Here is a 19,281-nt window from a genome sequence, read left to right on the forward strand (position 1 = left end):
GATTATCCATTTTCATCTCGAATACTTGGAGACGGCATTTTTTAGGGGAGAACGTGAGGCATGAGGGGAGAGCTTCATAACGCCAGCGGTAAGGAGTGTTAACCATGCAAACTGTCTATCTGTTATCAGGACCAGCGGGAGTGGGAAAGTCCACGACTTCACGGGCTTTGGCCAAGGTCTTGCCAAATTCAGCTTATATTTCAGGTGATGCTGTTAGTCATATGCACGTGAATGGCCGTGAGAAACCATGGGAAAGCCGATCTGAGCTATCACTCATTTGGCATAATATTTGGCGGCTTACAGCTAATTTTATTGCACATGGCGTAGACGTGATCGTCGATTATGTGACATTCCCTGGAGAAACAGAATGGCTCCAAAAGCATTTAATGGAATTAAATGTTAATATCGTTTATGTTGTTTTGTGGACGGACAAAGCGACTCTTCTGCAAAGGGATCAAACGAGATTACCGCAGCATCAAATGGGTGAACGCTGCCTAATTCTCATCGACGAATTTGAGAGCTCTGGATTAGAGTCGAAACATCTTCTGGATACGAGTCTACTCCGTGTTGAGGATTTGAATGAGATCATAGAGGACATTCGGAGTAACGCTAAATATAGGCTTAAATCGTGAAATTGCTGAAGGGAGCCTTACAATGAACAATCACGCATCAGGGCTGCACCACATCAAGGCAATCGTCGAGAAAAAGGTGACTTGGCTCGAGCTGTTTTACGATCTGCTATTTGTCGCGGCCGTGTCCAAAGCGAGTCATGTCCTGCTGCATGTGCATCATGGAACGATCCCGCTCGAGTATTTGAGCAAATTCGTCCTCATCTTTATTCCAATCTGGTGGGCTTGGGTGGGGCAGTCCCTTTTTGTGAATCGGTTTGGGCGGGATAGTACCTCGCATCGTATTTTTCTCATCCTGCAATTATTTTTCGTGTTAATTATGACGGCTAGCCTGTCGGTCGATTTTGATCAGTATTTTGTGCCATTCCTAATCGGCTACTTAGGTTTACGGGCGATGACGGCTATTCAATACCTAGCTGTACATAACAAAGAGGAAGAACATCGACGCCACACCGCCCGTTATTTAGGCAGCCGTTTTTGGATTGGGCTTGCGATATCCGCGCTCTCCCTTTTCTTTGATTCGTGGATTCGATACGTTGTTTTGTATGCGGGCATAATGGTAGATATACTGCTCCCATTAATAGGGCGAAAATATTTGGTGAAAAGTCCGATCAACACGCATCACTTATTAGAGCGCTTCTCGTTATTTACCCTTATCCTGCTGGGAGAATCGGTTATTAGCATTCTTGCCGTCTTGCAATCGAGTGATTGGACATGGCAATCCATTGTGTTTGCTTCCATCACCTTTCTATTAATCATCGCGATGTGGTGGCAGTATTTCGAGAATGTGGAGAAGAAAGTGAATAAGGCGCTTGAAACGGCCGGGCAAACCATCATCTATGGTCATTTATTCATTTATTTATCCTTGTGCATGATTGCCGCATCCATACAGCTGTTATTCTTAGAGCAATTGAATTATACGTTTATGCTAAGCTTTATTTTTGGTTCTGTGCTTCTGTACTTTTTCTCAACATCTCTTGTTTTTCATAAGTATAGACATGCACATCAACGATTAAGATTAGCCCATTTAGCGCTATTTATTGGGGTGCTTGCCGCATTTCTTGGGTTGGATCTGATGTTCAAAATGCCAAATTACGTACTCATCGGAGAAATGATGCTTTTCTTTGTTGTCTATGCGAAGGGAACGACTTAATTATCACTTGGAGGGGAAAATGATATGCGCGTAGAAATTAACGCTGACCTTACACTCAAATCACTCGAACCAAAGGATGCCGAAGCTCTATTTGCATTAACCGACAGCTGTCGTGAATACCTGAGAGAATGGTTGCCATGGGTGGATGCGACGCAGAATAGCAATCAATCAATAGCTTTTATCCAGCACTGTCAAAATCAAGAGGCATCCAATAATGGCTTCACTGCTGGCATTTGGTTCAAAGGAGAGTTCGCAGGCTGCGTCGGATTTCACCCGATCAATTGGGCTAATCATTACGCCAGTTTGGGGTACTGGTTAGGGGAAGGCTTTCAAGGTCATGGCATCATGACGCGTGCTTGCCAATGGGTTGTAGATTATTCGTTTAACGAGCTGGGCTTAAACCGAGTAGAAATCAGATGTGGGGAAAGCAATTTCAAAAGCCGGGCCATTCCTGAGAAATTAGGGTTTACGAAAGAAGGTCAGATTCGGGATGCCGCATGGCTGAACGATCATTATATCGACCTGATTGTGTATGGTATGCTGAAGCGTGAGTGGAAGAAGGGTTGATCTGTCGAAGAAAAAAGCAGGTTGCATAGGCAACCTGCTGTCAACTGTCCGGGGAGAGAGAGATCCCTCCGCTTTGTTAAGCAGCGCATTGTGCGGAAGTGTCAAAAAGTGTATCCAAGTGTCATTTAAGCTACAATCAAAATACAACAAACATTAATTCATCCAGGAGGTTTGAGAAAGATGAGAGATTCATTTGTTTTCGATTTGGTAGACAAACATCGCGGACGGATGCTGCAGTTGGTTGAAGGATGCCCTGCGGATAAACGCAGCGTTATTCCTGCTGGCTTTAATAATCATGTACACTGGCATATTGGTCATATCCTGACGGTGAGCGAACGAATTATATTCGGTATTTCTGAGCAACCGACAGTGCTTCCTGCCAGTTATATGGGGTTTTTCGGCAATGGCACTAAACCAGCGGATTGGAAAGAAGAACCGCCTGCTTGGGACGTCATTGTGGCACAGTTGAAGGAGCAGGCTGAACGGATTCGTGCGAGTTTGACGGATAAGCTGGCTGTACCGGTCAAAGAGAACTTTTTCAAAGCAAAAACGATTGATGAACTGATCCTCTCGAGTATTCTACATGAGGTTAATCACGAGGGCATGATTGCCTCGATGCTGAAAGTATTAAAATAACAGGGCTTCGTATTCGAAAAAGGCACCTTCACCCCGAGATGGGGAACGAAGGTGCCTTTATTCATACGGAACGTGTTTTCGTTTTTATTTGGCTGCTGCGCTATCCTCGATACCTACCCGCATCTCTGAGAGCCTGTACCACAGAAGCATTCCGAGTGAACAAAGCCCGACGACGAATAACAAACCATAAACATGCTTGTACGAATGTAGGAGCGACGTATTCCGCTGGATTTCAAGTAGAATGCCGCATAACGCTACCGACATGGATCCTCCAAAAAACTGGATCAGCTGCATAAGTCCCATGCCAGAGCCAATTAAATGCTTCGGCAGGATGCGTGAAGTCTCATTATTTAACGATGCGATTGTCGCGGAAAATGCAGGCGAGAAACAAAGATAACCGAACATTACGACAAACGGTGAAGCACCAAGCAATGACGAGAATGCGATCATCACCAGAGATAAAACCCCGTGGCCGATGAGTAGAAATCGCAGATTGCCGAACCGATCAATCCAGCGGCCGACGAAGCGGGTTAGGAACGCGGACAGAATCGCTCCTGGTGCAATCGTTAAACCGATGATCATAGCGGACTGATGGAACACCTTGGCGAGAACGAGTGGCATTAGAAATAGATTCCCAAGGTTCAGAACCAAGATGCAGAACCCGATTACTACAAGCTTACGAAACGCTGGATTCGCAAGTAATAAGGGGTTTATGAACGTGTTACTTGATCGTCTCAGGTGCCAAACATGTACACCAATGGAAATGGCACTGATGGCAAGCCACACGCCAGAAATCTGCGTGACCGCGAGTAGCAAGGTCGCGGCATTGACTACCGTCAATAGCGCCCCTAGCATGTCAAATCGGAACGGTACAGGCTGTTCTTTGGGAAGCAAGCGTAAGAGAAGGGGAAGAATGACTAAGACTAGACAGGTAATGGCGAACAACCCATTCCAGCCAAAGTATTCACTTATCAAGCCGCCAACGATTGGGCCGAGCCCGAAGGCCATTGCGCTGCCCGCAGAAATCATGGCAATCGCGGAACCTCTTCGTTCAATCGGGATATAACGGCTGGCGAGAACTAATCCAAGACCGGCCATCACCCCTGCGCCTGCGGATTGGAGAATACGTGCCGCCAGCAGGGTGTGGAACTCCCTTGCGAACAGTCCGAATATCGAAGAAAGTCCAAGCACAACTAGCCCTACGGTGAGGAGTTTACGTATCTGTACCACATCCGAAAGTCTACTGTATATAACCGTAGATAAGGCATAGCCAATAGAATAGCTGGAAATGACCCAAGACCCGAGATCCGCCGTGATGCTGAGATCTTGAATAATACTGGGAATGGAAACGTTGAACATCGTCGTATTCATAACAACAATGAACAAGCCAATCGTCCAAACGGGCATTACAATTTTATCGTTCATGTGGATCCATCCTGTCTGACGTGAGAAGTACGATGATTTCTTTATTATAAACCTACATAGTCTAATAACCAAAACAGATTAAGGCACATGCCAATTGACAGGCGGAAGAAATGGAGGTAATATCTTATTATATATTTAGATAAATATCTAAATAAGGAGGATCGGCCATATGAATGAGGCATTTAAAGCGCTAGCGGACCCGACTCGTCGTGAAATTCTACAGCTGCTGCGGGAAAAAAGTATGAATGCTGGAGATATAGCTGATCATTTCAAGATTAGTAAGCCGAGCATATCGCATCATTTGAACCTGCTTAAACAGGCGGGACTTGTACTTGATGAACGTCAGGGACAACATATTATGTATACCTTGCATACTACCGTTGTTGAAGACGTCATTGGATGGATGTTTAACATCCTTAACAAAAAAGATGAGGAGGAACAGTTATGAAGAAATGGAGGGAGATTTTATTAGTTGTGATTAGCCTTTCCCCAGCGATAGGGGGCTTGGTTCTGTATAATCGTCTTCCGGACACGATGGCGAGCCATTTTGACATGAATAATGAAGTGAACGGAACGATGAGCAAAGAAATGTTGCTTCTCATGCTGGTGTTACTGGGTTTGCTGCCGCTATTCATGCGGGTGATGAGATCCATCGATCCGAAGAAAGCGAATTTCGAGAAATTTCCTGCGGCTTTTGAGGTGACGCGGTTCGGGGTTACCATCCTTTTAGCTGTCGTAGGTTGGGCGGTCATTTGCTTTAATTTGGGCTACAGCTTGGATTTTCAGAAAATCACCATGATTTCGCTAGGCGTGTTGTTTGCCGTTATGGGGAACTTTTTGACGCAGGTGAAGCCCAATTATACGTTTGGCATTCGGACGCCGTGGACACTCGCCAATGAAGAAGTTTGGAGAAAAACGCATCGTTTGGGCGGTCCGCTTATGTTGATTGGCGGAGTTGTATCTTTTATCGCTGCGTTCTTAATGACCTCCGTCGCGATCATCGTCTTCATAGCAGCAATAGCAATCAGTTCCTTAACTCCAGTCATCTACTCCTATGTATTGTTTAATCGTCTTAAGAAGTAAATAGGCTCTATGTAGGCTGCCAGCGAATCGTTGAGCAGTCTTTTTCACATGTGGTCAATAATTTTCGCTAATCGACAAAATCTTACAAAAATCGCTATGTACACATGTGGGCTTGCTACCTATAATTAGCAATAGGAATTGTGCCTTTAGTCGGGTGTCTGAAGTAGTAGATGGACGAATGAATGGTTCTTATTTTGAATATTAACCTAATAGAAAAGGCAAATCAGTTGGAAACGCTGAGACGCAAAGCCATGGCCTAAAGCATCCATAATGTATGCTACGGTTGACAGGTTACCGAGTTAGATGGGAGCATCCTTCATTCGGGATGGTCCTTTTTCTTTTATCATTAACATTTTCTAGGGGGAAGCTTGTCGTGAAAGCAAAAAAACGTGTCATGCAATTCATTGTCATCGGAACATTGATCTTGGCTTTACTGGTACATGGCTTATCGAGCTTTATTCATGGGTCCATGGACCATGACGCAATGGTTATACTTTCTCCCACTGCTTCTGTCCTACTTCAATGGCTATTTTGGTTGCCCATTGCGCTTGTCAGTCTGAGTGTTATTTTGTATGGATTACATAAAGATCATGCTTGGATACCATTCCTTCACGCTTTGTCACTTACCTTTAGCAGTTTCTCAATTATTGCCGGGGGGAAAGGCATGGTTGAGTACCACTTTTCGATCTTCATGGTGCTGGCCATTCTTATGTACTATGACAACATTAAGCTGCTATTGCTCAGTACCGTGTTATTTGCAGCGCAGCATCTATTGGGATATTTATTCTTTCCAGAGCTGGTGTATGGGGTAAAAGTCTATGCGTTTTCAATGGTTGCCATCCACTTGGTGTTCGTGATTCTATTTATCGGTGCAGTTATTTACCAAATCGTCTCGAATCGCAAAAACACGCAAGCCTTCGAATTAGCCCAAAACGATAAACTGCAGCAAACCGTCAAAGACATTATTGAACGTCTCTCCGATACGTCGCAGGAAGTACGGATGAATTCAAATGGACTGTCAACACAGTCCTCCGAACTGAATCGCTTAACCTCAGAAGTCGTTCAAACCATGAACAAGGTGGAGCAAGCGGCGATCAATCAAGAACAAGGGGTGGAAGTCAGCAGAAATGCCGTTACCGAAATGTTAAAAGATACTTCCCTCATCGCAGAGAACTCGTCGAATGTCTCTGAAATCTCTAACCAGGCTGCACAGGAAGCTGAGAAAGGCAATGAATTGATCCAATTGGCTGTTCATCAAATGCAATCGATGAATAGCACAATTCACACGACAGCCGAAAAGGTGAAAGTGCTGGGTGAACGCTCCGAAGAAATTAATCAAATTGTTAACTTGATTACAGATATCGCCTCGCGTACGAACCTGCTTGCCCTGAATGCAGCCATCGAGGCTGCTCGCGCAGGAGAGCACGGGAAAGGCTTCACGATCGTTGCCAGTGAGGTCCGTAAACTTGCTGAACAAACGAGTACCTCTGCCAAACAGATCGCGGATCTCATTCAGGATGTTCAATCCAATAATCAGGCATCTATCGATTCTATGGATCGTGTGATTGTGACCTTCGAACATGGTAACGATGCTGTCGTTGCTGCGGGTCGTGCTTTTGAACATATTTTAAAAGCCGTTCATTCTATTGCCTTACAAATGCGTGATATTCAAGGGGCATCCCAGCATGTGTCCGCAAGTACACAGCAATTCAGCGTGACAATGGAGGAAATTTCGCATCTATCTACACAGCTAGCGATGAACGTGAAATCCGTAAGTAAACGGACGGACCAGCAGGATCAGCTCATTTGCAAAACGTCGCAGCTGGCGGAGTTGCTAGGTGGTCTGAGTGATAAATTAAATGACATTATGAAGACGACAGAGCAGTCATTCTCCCAAACCTAGAGTTCGACAATCCATTTACATCTGTTTAACGCTATTAACTTTTAAGCAGGGTGTATCGCTTTTCAACGCATATTTCCGATTCAGCAGAAAGCCGAAGAGGGAAGCAAGCGATTGCTGGAACAGCATGCCAAGCACGACAGGAATCGCAACGGGTGGCGGGAAATAAGCTACAGCGAGTACCGCGCCCGCACTAATATTACGCATACCACTGTTAAAAGTAAGGGCGACCACGACATCTTGTTCCCAACGGAACAGCCTAGCGACAAGCCAACCGATCATGTAGCCCAGTGAGGCTACGATGAGCACAAATGCTGCCAACCCGAGTAATTTAGCATCGAAGTCTCGTAAATACGGAGCAATGACAGAGCTATTAATCGCGACGACGATGCCCATGAATATTTTAGAAAAAGGACCTAGACGGCCTCCCCACTGCTCCTTAATTTTCCCCCGCGTCCATTGATTCAGCAGCATCCCGATGAGTGAAGGAACGACGATCATGAAGAAAAGGCCTTTCATCATGGCCAAAGTATCGAGATGCACTTTGGTGCCTACCAATAGGGAAAGTGTATACGGTACGACGAACGGTGAAAGGATCGTATCCATCAGAATGATCGAAAGCGTCAGCACAATATTGCCTCGATAAATCGCCACCCACACGAAGCTTGTAATCCCAGTTGGAATGGCTGCGGCCAAAATAAGTCCCGTAATGGTCAGCGGTTCGTGACTATAAACAGCATGTCCGAGACCTAGTGCGATAAGCGGCATCCCGACATGTAGAATAAATAAGGTGGCAAGGAGCGGCAGCGGTTGAACGACAACCTTGATGAACTCTTTGAAGCTGGAGGAGATACTCCCCGAGAAGGTCATAAAGGCGAATAACCATGGTGATAGATAGGTAAACCCAGATAAGTGACTCCCGAGCAGAACCCCGATAAGGACACTGATGGGTGTGATGAGCGGCAAAATCCTTTCTAATTGACGATTCAACTGAGGCAGCATCTAGGTGAACATCCTTTCGTGACCAGTTCAGAACGGGTGCAGTAGTAAGCCGATTTGATTATGATCTTACAATTGTAGCAGATCAATAAACATAAGATAAGAGTCGATTGGACGAAGGTTAATGACATGAATAAAAAAGCATGCCATCCCGAGATGAGCATGCTTTGAAAAGTCACTTATTTATTTACCAAGTAAAATTTTCGTGTAAGGGGAATCAATAGGCAGCATAATGACCGGCTCCCCTTTGAAGGAGACTAAGTAACTATCCAGTGTACGATAGAAATTGTAAAAGGCAGGGTCCTTGCCGTAAGCAGTGTTATAAATTTGAGCGGCTTCCTGCTCACCTGCGGCCACAATTTTCTTCGCATCCGCTTGGGCCTGAGCGATCAACTCGCTTGCCTGTCTGTCAGCCTTGGAGGTGATTTTCTTCGACTCTTCATCCCCCTCGGACAAGTACTTCGCCGCAATGGATTGACGGTCGGAGATCATCCTTTTATACACGCTTTGCTTGTTTGAATCAGGCAGATCAGTACGCTTGATGCGCACATCGACGATTTGGATGCCGTAGTTATCGCGTTCCATCAACTCGGAAACTTCCTTCGTAATCTCATCGTTCAGGTTACCACGCTGCGTATTTTCGCTAATGATATCGCTGTAATTGATTTCCGATAATTTCCTTCTAACCGTGTTATACACAGCGGCATCAATGCGTTCTTCCCCGCCTGTGATCGATTGAATCGTGCGCAGGAACTGCTGAGCATCATCAATTCGCCATACCGTATAGTTATCAACTTCGATTGGTTTTTTATCTTTTGTCAAAATGGAAGTAGGCTTGCTGTCATATACCATTTGATATTTAGGCAGCGTGCGAACCGATTCTATGAATGGGATTTTAAAATGAATGCCTGGCTCGGTTTGGATCCGAACAGCTTCACCGAACTTGAGAACGACGCGGTACTGCCCTTCCTTGACAATAAAAATAGAGATCAGGAAGAAAAAGACGAGAACGACACCAATGATGGATCTAAAAATCCATTTGCCTTGTAAGGTCATTTCGCAGTTCCTCCTTGCGTCTGGCCGGTTGCAGCAGCAGGTGTGCGCAGCAGCTCATTAATTGGTAAATATTTGACCGTTTCGCCAGTGCTGTCACTGATGAAAATTTTGGCATTCGGCAATATTTTCTCTAACGTCTCGATGATAAGCCTGCTTTCCGTAACCGATTTATTATTGGCATACTCCGCATAAAGGGCGTTAAACTTCGCAACATCCCCCTGCGCATTCAAAATACGTGATTTCTTCTGTGCCTCGGCATTCTCAATAAGTGCTTGAGCGTTGCCTCGCTCCCTAGGAAGGATATCATTTTCGTATTTGGTCGCGACGTTAATCTTCGTGTTTTTCTCTTCGCGTGCGTTGGTGACATCTTTAAAAGCATTTTGCACATCGCCCGCTGGCGGCTCGATATCTTGGAACTTCAAATCGACAATATGGATGCCTGTTTGATATTTGGTCTGCATCTCGATCAGCCGTTCTTTAACCTTGCCTTGGACCTCTGTTTTTCCTTCTGTAATGGCAAAGTCGAGCGCCGTAGCGCCGATAACTGAACGAATCGCTGCACTTGCGGAGTTGCGAAGGAACTGTTCGGCATTATCAATGTTGTACAAGTAGTTACGCATGTCACTGATATTCCACTCCACAACGGCATCAGCGGATAAAATATTTTCATCCCCCGTAATCATCATCGCTTCTTCTTCGACGGGTGTGATTTTACCATTGGCTTCACGGAAGCCGATTTGGATACGCTGTGTCTTTTTGGCAGGCAGTACAATCACCTGTTGGATCGGGAATGGGAGTTTGAAGTGAAGCCCAGCTTCCTTCTCCGTCGTATATTTGCCTAATGTCAAAATGGCCGCCTTCTCATGCTCCTGCACCGTATAGAAGGTGGACTTACCAAAAATGAGGACGAGAACGATAATAAGGCCGATTATGATTTTGGTCACCAAGCCTGGCGGGAGCGAGGTTGGTCTTCGTCGATCGGGTTCTGGCAGTACAAATGGTTCCATTGAAAACACCCCTTTAATATAAGATTTACTGATATGCTATACGGGGAGTTTTGGAAATGGTTTCAATAGGAAAATTGTTATTTCCAAGACTTGGCTGTCATGCTATGATATTTAGTAATTGAATACGAATGAATCCCTAGGGGCGCCGAGAGGCTGAGACAGTGTAGACTGAACCCTTTGAACCTGATCTGGTTTATGCCAGCGGAGGAAAGTGGAACGAGCTTTGGAGCCGATTTAATAGTTGTATATGATGAGGCAGCCTACAACCACTTTCTTGAGGAAAGTGGTTTTTTTGTGTTTAAAGGCGATGTCAGGATGGTTTGTTTGCTTATGAGCACAAGTGATGGTTGGTGGAGAGGAAGTGGGTCGTAGGTGTCGGAGAAAGAGCTGCATGTCATATCGGACGGGAAGCTTACGTGGTCTGAACTGGCGAAAATTGCGGTTCAGATTTACCCGTATGTCACGGCGATTCATATTCGTGAGAAAACGAAATCCTTGGATGAGATTTTCATCGGAGTGCAGTACTTATTAGAGCAGGGGGTTCCTGCCAAAAGTCTGTACGTCAACGGGTTTCCTTCCATCGCTCTAGCTTTACAGACAGGGGGGCTTCAGCTTCCAGGCACGACGCCATCGCTTGTTATTCAGGATGAGTTGTGCAAGGGGATTCAGCGTATCGGAATTTCTGTGCATCATGCGGATGAAGCGAAATGGCGTGAAAAAGAGGGAGCCGACTATGTCATGTTCGGTCATATCTTTGCGACAAATTCGAAGCGGGGAGCGCCGCCTAGAGGCTTAGAGCAATTACGCAAACTGGTTAATCACATTAACATTCCTGTGATTGCGATTGGCGGGATGACGCCTGCGAGAGTAAGGTCTGTTCTGGATACAGGAGCCTCTGGCATCGCAGTCATGAGCGGAATATGGGAAGCGGCTGATCCTCTCGGAGCCGCACAGGCCTATCACGATGAGCTTAGGCAGATAGAGGTGAGTTAAATGTCAGCAGATAGATCAGATGTTATCATCGTTGGCGGTGGTGTTATCGGTACATCCATTGCGTATTACTTGGCAAAAAGTGGGCGGTCCGTCACGCTGCTTGAGCGGGGCCAACTCGGCACAGAAGCCTCGGCAGCTGCAGCGGGCATGCTCGGCGCGCAGTCCGAGATGGAAGACACGGGCGCTCTGTTCCAGTGGGCGCGCCAAAGCCGTGCCATGTTCCCCCAGCTAAGCGGGGAACTCCGAGAACTCACGGGCATCGACATCGGTCTCGTCCGTGAGGGGCTGCTGAACGTCGCGCTCAGCGACGTTCAAGAGCAAGAGCTGCGCGCGCGAGAGAAGCTCCAGCGCGCCGTGGGCGAGAAGGCCCAGTGGCTCAGCGCAGCTGAAGCCACGGCGATAGAGCCCGCGCTGAGCGGTGCGACGCGCGGAGCCCTGTACCTGCCCGAGGATGGGCAGGTGGATGCTCCGCTGCTTGCGGCGGCATTCGCGCAGGCTGCGCAAGTGCTTGGGGCGAACGTGCAACCGTTCGCCGGGGTGCAAGGGCTGCTGACCGCGCAGGAGCGCGTCATCGGCGTGCTGACGGCCGCCGGTCCGCTCTACAGCGACCATGTCGTCGTCGCCGCAGGCACGTGGAGCGGTCAGCTGCTTGGGAGCATCGGCATAGATCTGCCGATGTATCCCGTGAAAGGCGAGTGCTTCTCCGTTAGGACGCCGAAGCCTTTATTGAAGAAAACCCTGTTCACACCAGGGTGCTATATCGTTCCGAAAGCCGGCGGACGGCTGGTGGTCGGCGCGACGGTCGTGCCGAACAGCTATGACCGCAAGGTGTCGCTCTCGGGCTTAGCCGAGCTGATGGAACGCGCGAGGGGGCTGATGCCCGCACTCGGCGACGCAGAGTGGGAGAAGGCTTGGTCGGGGCTGCGCCCGCAGACAGCCGACGGACTGCCTTACATCGGCAAGGTGCCGACGGTGGAGGGGTTGTATACAGCGTGCGGTCATTACCGTAACGGGATTTTGCTGAGCCCGATCACCGGGAAGGTGATGGCTGATTGGATTGTGGGCGGAGACGGCGCAAGTGAACAAGGGATACAATCGTTAGCCCCTTGGCAGGATGCCTTCAGCCCTGATTTTTCCCCAGAGACCACGCGAGTGAGTCATCAGGTTGAGGACGTATTTTCAGCCACAGGAAAGGAATTGATAAGATTTGAAACTGCACATTAATGGTCAACAAGTAGACGTGCCCGATACGATTCGGACCGTTGTGGAGCTGCTGGCACACTTCGATTTAAGCGACAAAATGCTCGTGGTAGAGCATAACGCAGCCATTTTACATAAAGAGGATCACGCTGGAGCTGAGCTTGCAGAAGGACACAGAATTGAGATCGTTCATTTCGTTGGAGGAGGATAAATACATGTTAAAAATCGGTCCATATGAGTTTCGTTCACGTTTACTGCTAGGTACGGGGAAGTTCCCTGATTTTCAGATTCAAAAACAAGCGGTGGATATCAGTGAGTCCCAAATTTTGACGTTTGCGGTTCGTCGGATGAATATTTTTGAGGCGAGTCAACCGAATTTCTTGTCGATGCTGGATACGTCGAATTTCACGTTGCTGCCGAATACCGCTGGTGCCAAAACAGCCGAAGAAGCCGTTCGCATCGCACGTTTAGCAAAGGCATCAGGCTTATGCGACATGATCAAGGTCGAGGTCATTGGGGATGAAATGACGCTGCTGCCCGATCCAGTCGAAACGCTGAAAGCTTCGGAAATGCTGCTGGAGGAAGGCTTTATCGTGCTTCCGTATACGTCGGACGATGTATTGCTGGCTAAACGTCTGCAAGCGCTCGGCGTACATGCAATTATGCCTGGTGCATCACCAATTGGAACAGGGCAGGGGATTATTAATCCGCTGAACCTGAGCTTCATTATCGAGCAGGCGACGGTTCCCGTGATTGTGGATGCAGGGATTGGTGCGCCTTCGGATGCGGCATTGGCGATGGAAATGGGAGCGGACGGTGTGCTGCTTAACACGGCAGTATCTGGTGCGAAGGATCCTGTCAAAATGGCTTACGCCATGAAACTAGCAATTGAAGCGGGACGCGCTGGCTTTGAAGCGGGGCGCATTCCGAAGAAGCGTTACGCGTCGGCGAGCAGTCCGATGGACGGGTTGAGCCGGGTGTAGAGCCCCACCCCACCCCGGCAGCACTCGCATTGGCCAGCATTGACCAGCATTGGTTAACGGACAGGGAAGACGCTATTGGGGATGAATATGAGGATTTGAAAGGCTAACGGACACAGAGGTCGCTATTCAGAGAATTTCCTGCTCATTTGGTGAATTCTGCTGCAATAATGACTGCCGTGTCCGTTAGATTATGGAGATAGTGTTGTAGGTGGCAATAGCGTCTATGGTGACCGTTAGGACAACTTATTACGAAAGTTAGCGGAGAGGGGGAGTACTGTGGCGATAAACAAAGCATTGACGATTGCCGGCTCGGACAGTGGCGGTGGCGCAGGGATACAGGCGGATCTGAAAACATTTCAAGAGTTAGGCGTCTACGGGATGTCCGTGATTACGGCTGTAACCGCTCAGAATACGCTGGGTGTGCAAGGGGTTTATCCGATGAGCGCGGAAGCGATCGATCGCCAACTGGCGTCCATTGGGGAAGATTTGCGACCAGATGCGTTGAAGACGGGGATGCTTTTCAGCGGAGAGATTATTCGCATTGTGGCGGAGGCGATTAAGAAATATGGTTGGAAGCAAATTGTTGTAGACCCGGTGATGATTGCCAAGGGCGGGGCTTCGCTTTTGCAGCAAGAGGCGATTGACGCGATGATTCAAGAGTTACTGCCGCTAGCTGACGTGGTAACACCCAATATTCCCGAAGCAGAGGCACTTAGCGGGATGCGGATTACGGACGGGGACTCCCGGCAGAAGGCAGCGATACGAATTCATGCGTACGGATGCAAGCATGTAATGATCAAAGGCGGACATGAGGCGAATACCGAGCATGCGACGGACTTATTGTATGATGGTGTTTCTTTTACCGAGTTTACTTCGAAAAGATTGGTTACGCAGCATACGCATGGAACAGGATGCACATTTGCAGCTGCCTTGACGTCGGGATTGGCGCAGGGACTCACAACGAAGGCGTCCTTGCAACTGGCGAAAAGCTTCATCCACGCTGCGATTTCGGAGCCTTTACATATCGGAAGCGGGCATGGACCGACGAATCATTGGGCGTATCAGCAGGGTGTTCGAACAGCTGAAGTAAAGGATATTGCCACGCGAGGTATACGATGAGCGTCGTCATGAGTAAGGAGCAGCTGCGCAAAGCGCTGCGTTTGTATTTGGTGATGGGCAGCCCGAACTGTGCCGGGGCTGACCCGTATGTAGTGCTGGAAGCCGCCATCGACGGCGGCATCACGATGTTTCAGCTGCGCGAGAAGGGCCCCGGCGCCCTGCAGGGGCCGGAGCTGCTCGCGCTCGGCGCACGGCTGCGCCGCCTTTGCGCGCAGCGCGGGATCCCGTTCATCGTGAACGATGATGAACGGCTGGCTCTAGAGCTTGAGGCCGATGGGATCCACATCGGCCAAGAGGATGCCCCAGCCGCCGCCGTGCGGCAGCGGCTGCCGAACATGATCGTGGGCGTATCGGCCCACGATCTGGGCGAAGCCCAGTCGGCGCTGGCCGAAGGCGCCGACTACTTGGGCGTAGGCCCCCAGTACGCCACGCGCACGAAGCTCGATGCGCGTGAGGTCCAGGGGCCTGCCGGCATTGTGCGGATGCGCGCAGGCGGCATCCAGCTGCCGCTCGTGGGCATCGGGGGCATCGATGCCACGAATGCGGGCGCCGTCATCCGCGCAGGGGCGGACGGCGTGGCGGTGGTTAGCGCCATCGCGGGTGCGCGCTCACCGCGTGAAGCTGCCGAGGTGTTGCGCGAGCTGATTTGCCTCTAGAGAGGGGGAGGCAGGGTTGATTCTGCCCCTCGTTACCGTTCCAAGAATACGCCTAAGTATCGGCGGGAGTAATACCATCTCTCACTTCACGTCCTAGGATAACGAATGACAAAAATCATTATTTGTTAGATGAAATTACCAGATTTGAATAATTGATAGATCAATACGCCCAAGTTTCAGCCGGAGCAATACCATCCCTCACTTTGCGTCCTAGGATAACGAATGACAAATATCATAATTTGTCGGATGAAATTACCATATTTGAATAATTGATAGATCAATACTCCTAAGTTTCAGCCGGAGCAATACCATCCCTCACTTCACATCCTAAGATATCGAATGACAAAAATCATAATTTGTTAGATGAAATGGCTAGTTCAGTCCGGCTTTTCATTTTCTTAGAGACGTTTCTACCTTTATTGGTGACAGAAACGTCCCTTTTTGCTACCATAGTAGAAAGCTTAATTTCGGTAATCCTTTAAAGCGGTGAAATGTCGCATGGAAAAAGACCTCGTACTGAATCATTAGGTAGTCATAAACCGCAATTGACATAGATTCTGTTTAGCATTATGATACGGTTAAAAAGATTTGACCGTCGTTTAATTAATCTCGATAAGGGATTAAAAGTTGACCAAGAAGCGCATGTCGTAAGGCTTTTCGAGATTAACACACTCGTTCTAGTAGATGGCATATACGTAAACCTTGGTACTAGAGAGGGAGGTCGGATCCACGATGAAACTGCAACCTGTTTATATCATTGAAGAACTCGAACAACTCAAAACAATTAGTGATCCACTTCGCGCTAGAGTACTGCTTTATCTCATAGAGAAAGCTTATACCGGCCAGCAGTTGGCTAAACTGTTAGGGATGGCGCGCGCTAAGGTGCATTATCATTTGAATGAGCTTGAGCGTCATAATTTGATTGTTGTTGTTCGTACGGAGCTTAAGAATGGTATTGTACAAAAATTCTATCGTGCTGTAGCACGTGGTTTTGTGCCTGGCGAGAACTTGCTCCCGTATGTCTCGGAAGTAGAAAATTATTACCGAGAACGTACATTAAGCGTACTTGGACATGCTAGAAACAGAGCAATTCATGCGCCAGAAGAGGCGTTTCAAATTCCGTCACCCGACAGATCTCAATGGCCTATTCTCATGACACAGGTTGAAGTGAAGATGAGTAGAGCGAAATTTACCGAATGGTTGAGGAAATTCCGCGCACTTATTTATGAGCTGGATGCCGAGCAAGAAGAGAATGGGGACTGGTTCTATTTGACGACGGTCGGCTTTCAGACGCATGAAAGGGGATTTGACCCCGTCGAACCCGCCACCGAAGAGGAGAGATAACACATGTTGGATCCTAGATTAACTAAGCTTGCAGATGTATTGGTCAATTACTCCGTGAAAGCGAAAGCTGGGGAAAATATTTTAATTGAAGCGTACGGGATTGATTCCGCGCTGGTTAAAGAAATCGTGAAAAAGGTCCACGCTGCGGGCGCGCATCCTTTCGTAAACTTGCGTGATCATGCTGTGATTCGCGAGCTCGTTATGAATGGTACAGAAGCTCAAATGCAAACGTGGGCGGATACAGATGCGTTCCAAATGAAACAAATGCAAGGGTACATAGGTGTACGCGGCGGCGCGAATATTTATGAACTGTCAGATATTCCTGCAGATCGGATGAAGCTGTACAATTCCGTGTATTATCAACAGGTTCATTTCGATGTCCGCATCAAGGATACAAGATGGGTTGTTCTTCGTTACCCAACGTCTTCAATGGCGCAGCTGGCAAGTATGAGCACAGAAGCGTTTGAGGATTTCTATTTCAATGTATGTACGATGGATTATGGCAAAATGTCCAAAGCGATGGATCCGTTGAAAGAGCTTATGGATCGCACAGATAAAGTGCGTCTGGTTGGTCCTGGCACGGATTTGACGTTCTCGATCAAAGGCATCGGCGGCGTGAAATGCGACGGAGAGCTGAACATCCCAGATGGCGAAGTTTACTCCGCTCCAGTGCGTGATTCCGTTAACGGTATCATTTCGTATAACACACCTTCACCACATGATGGCTTTATTTTCGAGAACGTTGTGCTTCATTTCGAAAATGGTAAAATCGTTAAAGCGACAGCGAATGATACGGATCGCATCAACGAAATTTTCGATATGGACGAAGGTGCGCGCTATGTTGGTGAGTTCGCAATTGGCGTGAATCCTTATATCAAGCACCCGATGAAGGATATTCTGTTCGATGAGAAAATCGACGGCAGCTTCCACTTCACACCTGGTAATTGCTATGATGATGCCTACAATGGCAATAAATCCTCGCTGCACTGGGACATGGTAAACATTCAACGTCCTGAGTACGGCGGCGGTGAAATTTGGTTTGACGATGTGTTGATCCGTAAGGACGGCATTTTCGTACTGCCTGAGCTTTTAGTCTTGAATCCGGAGAACCTGAAATAGGTTTCCCGTTTTATGAAAAAAAGGTTGTCCATCGTCGTTATAGACGTGGGCAACCTCTTTTTTGTTGCAAACAAGATTTATGACATCGTGACTTTCAACTGCTGGACAAGCTTCTTAGGTGCGGTTCGTGCATACCCTTCCACGATCAAATCCTGAATCTCTGTCCATGGCACGAGTTCAATGTTCAGAATGCTAACCCAGCCATGACGGCCGATATAAGGCGTCTTCTGATAAGCCGTGCCGTCCTGACCTAAGAGGAACTCCTGTGTAGTAAGGTTCGTTTTGAGCGATGTAGAGACTTGGCCATCGGTCTCGCCTATAAATATAAAAGGTTTGTCTTTGACACGAAAGGTGGTGTGGCCAAATCCGTCTACCTTTTCTTCTACTTCCGGCAGCTTTGTGCAAAAATCACGGATTCTGGCAAGCAGGGCTAGTCCTTGAGCGGATTCAATCTGACTGTGGGACAAGGGAATCAACTCCTAAGTTGGATTGGGATTTTCCTAGTAGCAATGGCCTATTAAACGCGTCGCTGCTGCGATTGATACTGCCGCGGTGGCAGTCCGACAGCCTTTTTAAACGTGCGTATGAAGTTTGAATAATCATTGAAGCCTGCGAGCTGGCAGGTGTCGGTGACTGTAGAGCCCTCGCGCAGCAAATGCTTCGCCTTGGCAATACGTTTGAACAGGATATGCTCGTGGATCGTGCTGCCTGTATGTTTTTTGAACAGTCGGCATAAGTACGATCGGTTCATGAAGACGACCTGCTCCAGCACCTCGAGTGAGAGGTCTTGATCTAGATTTTCATCAATGTAGGTGAATAGGGAGGAGAGCTTGTCTGGCATCATGACCTGATCTTCTTGTTTGCCTTGATTCTGGAAGATCCGATTGATAAAAACAAGCAGCTCGATAAAGGTAGCAACGAACAGGATCTCTGATCCTGGCAGTGCCTGTGGGCGGCGATGCATTTCCATGCGATCATAGAGCTTCATGATGTCGTCGATTTGCGGCGGCGTAAGTCTCATGCGGTTTTGCTCACCAAACACACGATTATTGAAGCAGTCCAACAGGTTGAACTGCGGAGAGTTAAAATGCTGCACAAGAGATGGATTGAAATGGATAACCACGTTCTCGTAACGTTGTTTCTTCGCTTGAAAGTTAGGCCGATGCAGCTCATTGCTATGCATGATCAGCAGGTCACCATATTGCAGGGGATACACTTGCTTTTCGATAAAATAATGAACGTCGCCCGTAAGGAAGAAGTAGATTTCATAATGGTCCTGATGCTGGTGGAAATCCAGCGGGATTGGATTATGGGTTACCGCATGTCGGAAATTGATCATTCGATTGAGATTGTTATATATTTCTTGCATGTGAAGATCTCCTCTATGTGAGCCCTAGTCAATATAAGCAAAC

The 19,281-nt window shown here is 47.8% G+C and carries 21 protein-coding genes and 2 riboswitches; of the genes, 15 read left to right on the top strand and 6 right to left on the bottom strand.

Going from position 1 to position 19,281, the window contains the following annotated elements:
- Positions 1–104: 104 nt before the first annotated feature.
- From AC58QC_RS21060 to AC58QC_RS21075, 4 genes are all read left to right on the top strand, one after another.
- On the top strand, positions 105–632 hold the full coding sequence (locus tag AC58QC_RS21060; protein WP_497417036.1) for a P-loop nucleotide/nucleoside kinase family protein: 528 nt from the start codon (positions 105–107) through the stop codon (positions 630–632).
- Between the two features lie 61 nt (positions 633–693).
- A complete protein-coding gene (locus AC58QC_RS21065; protein WP_497417073.1) occupies positions 694–1,782 on the top strand; it encodes a low temperature requirement protein A in 1,089 nt (362 codons plus the stop codon).
- A gap of 24 nt (positions 1,783–1,806) precedes the next feature.
- Positions 1,807–2,349: a GNAT family N-acetyltransferase gene (locus tag AC58QC_RS21070; protein WP_497417037.1), complete on the top strand. Its 543-nt coding sequence runs from the start codon at positions 1,807–1,809 to the stop codon at positions 2,347–2,349.
- A 180-nt stretch (positions 2,350–2,529) separates the two neighbouring features.
- Positions 2,530–2,985 carry a DinB family protein gene (locus tag AC58QC_RS21075; protein WP_497417038.1) on the top strand — a complete coding sequence of 152 codons (456 nt, stop codon included), beginning with the start codon at positions 2,530–2,532 and terminating at the stop codon, positions 2,983–2,985.
- Positions 2,986–3,069: 84 nt separating this feature from the next.
- On the opposite strand, the gene AC58QC_RS21080 is transcribed toward AC58QC_RS21075, so the two are convergent.
- Positions 3,070–4,410, bottom strand: coding sequence for an MFS transporter (locus tag AC58QC_RS21080; RefSeq protein ID WP_497417039.1), 1,341 nt, complete (start codon positions 4,408–4,410; stop codon positions 3,070–3,072).
- 169 nt (positions 4,411–4,579) lie between these two features.
- On the opposite strand from AC58QC_RS21080, the gene AC58QC_RS21085 reads away from it, so the two are divergent.
- From AC58QC_RS21085 to AC58QC_RS21095, 3 genes are all read left to right on the top strand, one after another.
- On the top strand, positions 4,580–4,858 hold the full coding sequence (locus tag AC58QC_RS21085; RefSeq protein WP_497417040.1) for an autorepressor SdpR family transcription factor: 279 nt from the start codon (positions 4,580–4,582) through the stop codon (positions 4,856–4,858).
- Positions 4,855–5,493 carry an SdpI family protein gene (locus tag AC58QC_RS21090; protein WP_497417041.1) on the top strand — a complete coding sequence of 213 codons (639 nt, stop codon included), beginning with the start codon at positions 4,855–4,857 and terminating at the stop codon, positions 5,491–5,493. The genes AC58QC_RS21085 and AC58QC_RS21090 overlap by 4 nt, the downstream gene beginning before the upstream one ends.
- 207 nt (positions 5,494–5,700) lie before the next feature.
- A riboswitch (cyclic di-GMP riboswitch) is annotated at positions 5,701–5,792 on the top strand.
- A 74-nt stretch (positions 5,793–5,866) separates the two neighbouring features.
- On the top strand, positions 5,867–7,396 hold the full coding sequence (locus AC58QC_RS21095) for a methyl-accepting chemotaxis protein (RefSeq protein ID WP_497417042.1): 1,530 nt from the start codon (positions 5,867–5,869) through the stop codon (positions 7,394–7,396).
- Positions 7,397–7,411: 15 nt separating this feature from the next.
- On the opposite strand, the gene AC58QC_RS21100 is transcribed toward AC58QC_RS21095, so the two are convergent.
- The 3 genes from AC58QC_RS21100 to hflK all read right to left on the bottom strand — a co-directional run bounded on the left by AC58QC_RS21100 (position 7,412) and on the right by hflK (position 10,455).
- Positions 7,412–8,395: a bile acid:sodium symporter family protein gene (locus AC58QC_RS21100; RefSeq protein WP_497417043.1), complete on the bottom strand. Its 984-nt coding sequence runs from the start codon at positions 8,393–8,395 to the stop codon at positions 7,412–7,414.
- Between the two features lie 180 nt (positions 8,396–8,575).
- The gene (gene hflC / locus AC58QC_RS21105) at positions 8,576–9,448 is read right to left on the bottom strand and encodes a protease modulator HflC (RefSeq protein ID WP_497417044.1); all 873 of its coding nucleotides are present in this window, start codon (positions 9,446–9,448) and stop codon (positions 8,576–8,578) included.
- Complete coding sequence (gene hflK, locus AC58QC_RS21110; RefSeq protein WP_497417045.1) at positions 9,445–10,455, bottom strand: FtsH protease activity modulator HflK; 1,011 nt, start codon at positions 10,453–10,455, stop codon at positions 9,445–9,447. The genes hflC and hflK overlap by 4 nt, the downstream gene beginning before the upstream one ends.
- 128 nt (positions 10,456–10,583) lie before the next feature.
- A riboswitch (TPP riboswitch) is annotated at positions 10,584–10,682 on the top strand.
- A gap of 145 nt (positions 10,683–10,827) precedes the next feature.
- Here hflK and AC58QC_RS21115 point away from each other — a divergent pair.
- The 8 genes from AC58QC_RS21115 to AC58QC_RS21150 all read left to right on the top strand — a co-directional run bounded on the left by AC58QC_RS21115 (position 10,828) and on the right by AC58QC_RS21150 (position 17,869).
- Positions 10,828–11,448: a thiamine phosphate synthase gene (locus tag AC58QC_RS21115; protein ID WP_497417046.1), complete on the top strand. Its 621-nt coding sequence runs from the start codon at positions 10,828–10,830 to the stop codon at positions 11,446–11,448.
- The gene (thiO, locus tag AC58QC_RS21120; RefSeq protein WP_497417047.1) at positions 11,449–12,672 is read left to right on the top strand and encodes a glycine oxidase ThiO; all 1,224 of its coding nucleotides are present in this window, start codon (positions 11,449–11,451) and stop codon (positions 12,670–12,672) included.
- A complete protein-coding gene (gene thiS, locus AC58QC_RS21125; protein ID WP_497417048.1) occupies positions 12,656–12,859 on the top strand; it encodes a sulfur carrier protein ThiS in 204 nt (67 codons plus the stop codon). Before thiO ends, thiS begins: the two co-directional genes overlap by 17 nt.
- Before the next feature lie 4 nt (positions 12,860–12,863).
- Complete coding sequence (locus AC58QC_RS21130) at positions 12,864–13,631, top strand: thiazole synthase (protein WP_171632287.1); 768 nt, start codon at positions 12,864–12,866, stop codon at positions 13,629–13,631.
- A 276-nt stretch (positions 13,632–13,907) separates the two neighbouring features.
- A complete protein-coding gene (gene thiD / locus AC58QC_RS21135; RefSeq protein ID WP_497417049.1) occupies positions 13,908–14,750 on the top strand; it encodes a bifunctional hydroxymethylpyrimidine kinase/phosphomethylpyrimidine kinase in 843 nt (280 codons plus the stop codon).
- On the top strand, positions 14,747–15,406 hold the full coding sequence (gene thiE, locus AC58QC_RS21140) for a thiamine phosphate synthase (protein ID WP_497417050.1): 660 nt from the start codon (positions 14,747–14,749) through the stop codon (positions 15,404–15,406). The genes thiD and thiE overlap by 4 nt, the downstream gene beginning before the upstream one ends.
- A gap of 732 nt (positions 15,407–16,138) precedes the next feature.
- Positions 16,139–16,750: an ArsR/SmtB family transcription factor gene (locus AC58QC_RS21145; protein ID WP_497417051.1), complete on the top strand. Its 612-nt coding sequence runs from the start codon at positions 16,139–16,141 to the stop codon at positions 16,748–16,750.
- A 3-nt stretch (positions 16,751–16,753) separates the two neighbouring features.
- Positions 16,754–17,869 carry an aminopeptidase gene (locus AC58QC_RS21150; protein ID WP_497417052.1) on the top strand — a complete coding sequence of 372 codons (1,116 nt, stop codon included), beginning with the start codon at positions 16,754–16,756 and terminating at the stop codon, positions 17,867–17,869.
- A gap of 77 nt (positions 17,870–17,946) precedes the next feature.
- On the opposite strand, the gene AC58QC_RS21155 is transcribed toward AC58QC_RS21150, so the two are convergent.
- Positions 17,947–18,336 carry an MmcQ/YjbR family DNA-binding protein gene (locus tag AC58QC_RS21155; RefSeq protein WP_497417053.1) on the bottom strand — a complete coding sequence of 130 codons (390 nt, stop codon included), beginning with the start codon at positions 18,334–18,336 and terminating at the stop codon, positions 17,947–17,949.
- A gap of 50 nt (positions 18,337–18,386) precedes the next feature.
- Entirely contained in the window at positions 18,387–19,238 is an 852-nt protein-coding gene (locus AC58QC_RS21160; protein ID WP_497417054.1) for an AraC family transcriptional regulator, read from the bottom strand.
- Positions 19,239–19,281: the final 43 nt, after the last annotated feature.

The sequence above is a fragment of the Paenibacillus sp. J22P51 genome (genome assembly GCF_059692215.1).

Bases quoted from the DNA above. Each gene is read 5' to 3' on its own strand.
- AC58QC_RS21060 (WP_497417036.1), top strand. From the start codon at position 105: ATGCAAACTGTCTATCTGTTATCAGGACCAGCGGGAGTGGGAAAGTCC.
- AC58QC_RS21070 (WP_497417037.1), top strand. From the start codon at position 1,807: ATGCGCGTAGAAATTAACGCTGACCTTACACTCAAATCACTCGAACCA.
- AC58QC_RS21075 (WP_497417038.1), top strand. From the start codon at position 2,530: ATGAGAGATTCATTTGTTTTCGATTTGGTAGACAAACATCGCGGACGG.
- AC58QC_RS21080 (WP_497417039.1), bottom strand. From the start codon at position 4,410: ATGAACGATAAAATTGTAATGCCCGTTTGGACGATTGGCTTGTTCATT.
- AC58QC_RS21085 (WP_497417040.1), top strand. From the start codon at position 4,580: ATGAATGAGGCATTTAAAGCGCTAGCGGACCCGACTCGTCGTGAAATT.
- AC58QC_RS21090 (WP_497417041.1), top strand. From the start codon at position 4,855: ATGAAGAAATGGAGGGAGATTTTATTAGTTGTGATTAGCCTTTCCCCA.
- AC58QC_RS21100 (WP_497417043.1), bottom strand. From the start codon at position 8,395: ATGCTGCCTCAGTTGAATCGTCAATTAGAAAGGATTTTGCCGCTCATC.
- hflC (WP_497417044.1), bottom strand. From the start codon at position 9,448: ATGACCTTACAAGGCAAATGGATTTTTAGATCCATCATTGGTGTCGTT.
- hflK (WP_497417045.1), bottom strand. From the start codon at position 10,455: ATGGAACCATTTGTACTGCCAGAACCCGATCGACGAAGACCAACCTCG.
- thiO (WP_497417047.1), top strand. From the start codon at position 11,449: ATGTCAGCAGATAGATCAGATGTTATCATCGTTGGCGGTGGTGTTATC.
- AC58QC_RS21130 (WP_171632287.1), top strand. From the start codon at position 12,864: ATGTTAAAAATCGGTCCATATGAGTTTCGTTCACGTTTACTGCTAGGT.
- thiE (WP_497417050.1), top strand. From the start codon at position 14,747: ATGAGCGTCGTCATGAGTAAGGAGCAGCTGCGCAAAGCGCTGCGTTTG.
- AC58QC_RS21145 (WP_497417051.1), top strand. From the start codon at position 16,139: ATGAAACTGCAACCTGTTTATATCATTGAAGAACTCGAACAACTCAAA.
- AC58QC_RS21150 (WP_497417052.1), top strand. From the start codon at position 16,754: ATGTTGGATCCTAGATTAACTAAGCTTGCAGATGTATTGGTCAATTAC.
- AC58QC_RS21160 (WP_497417054.1), bottom strand. From the start codon at position 19,238: ATGCAAGAAATATATAACAATCTCAATCGAATGATCAATTTCCGACAT.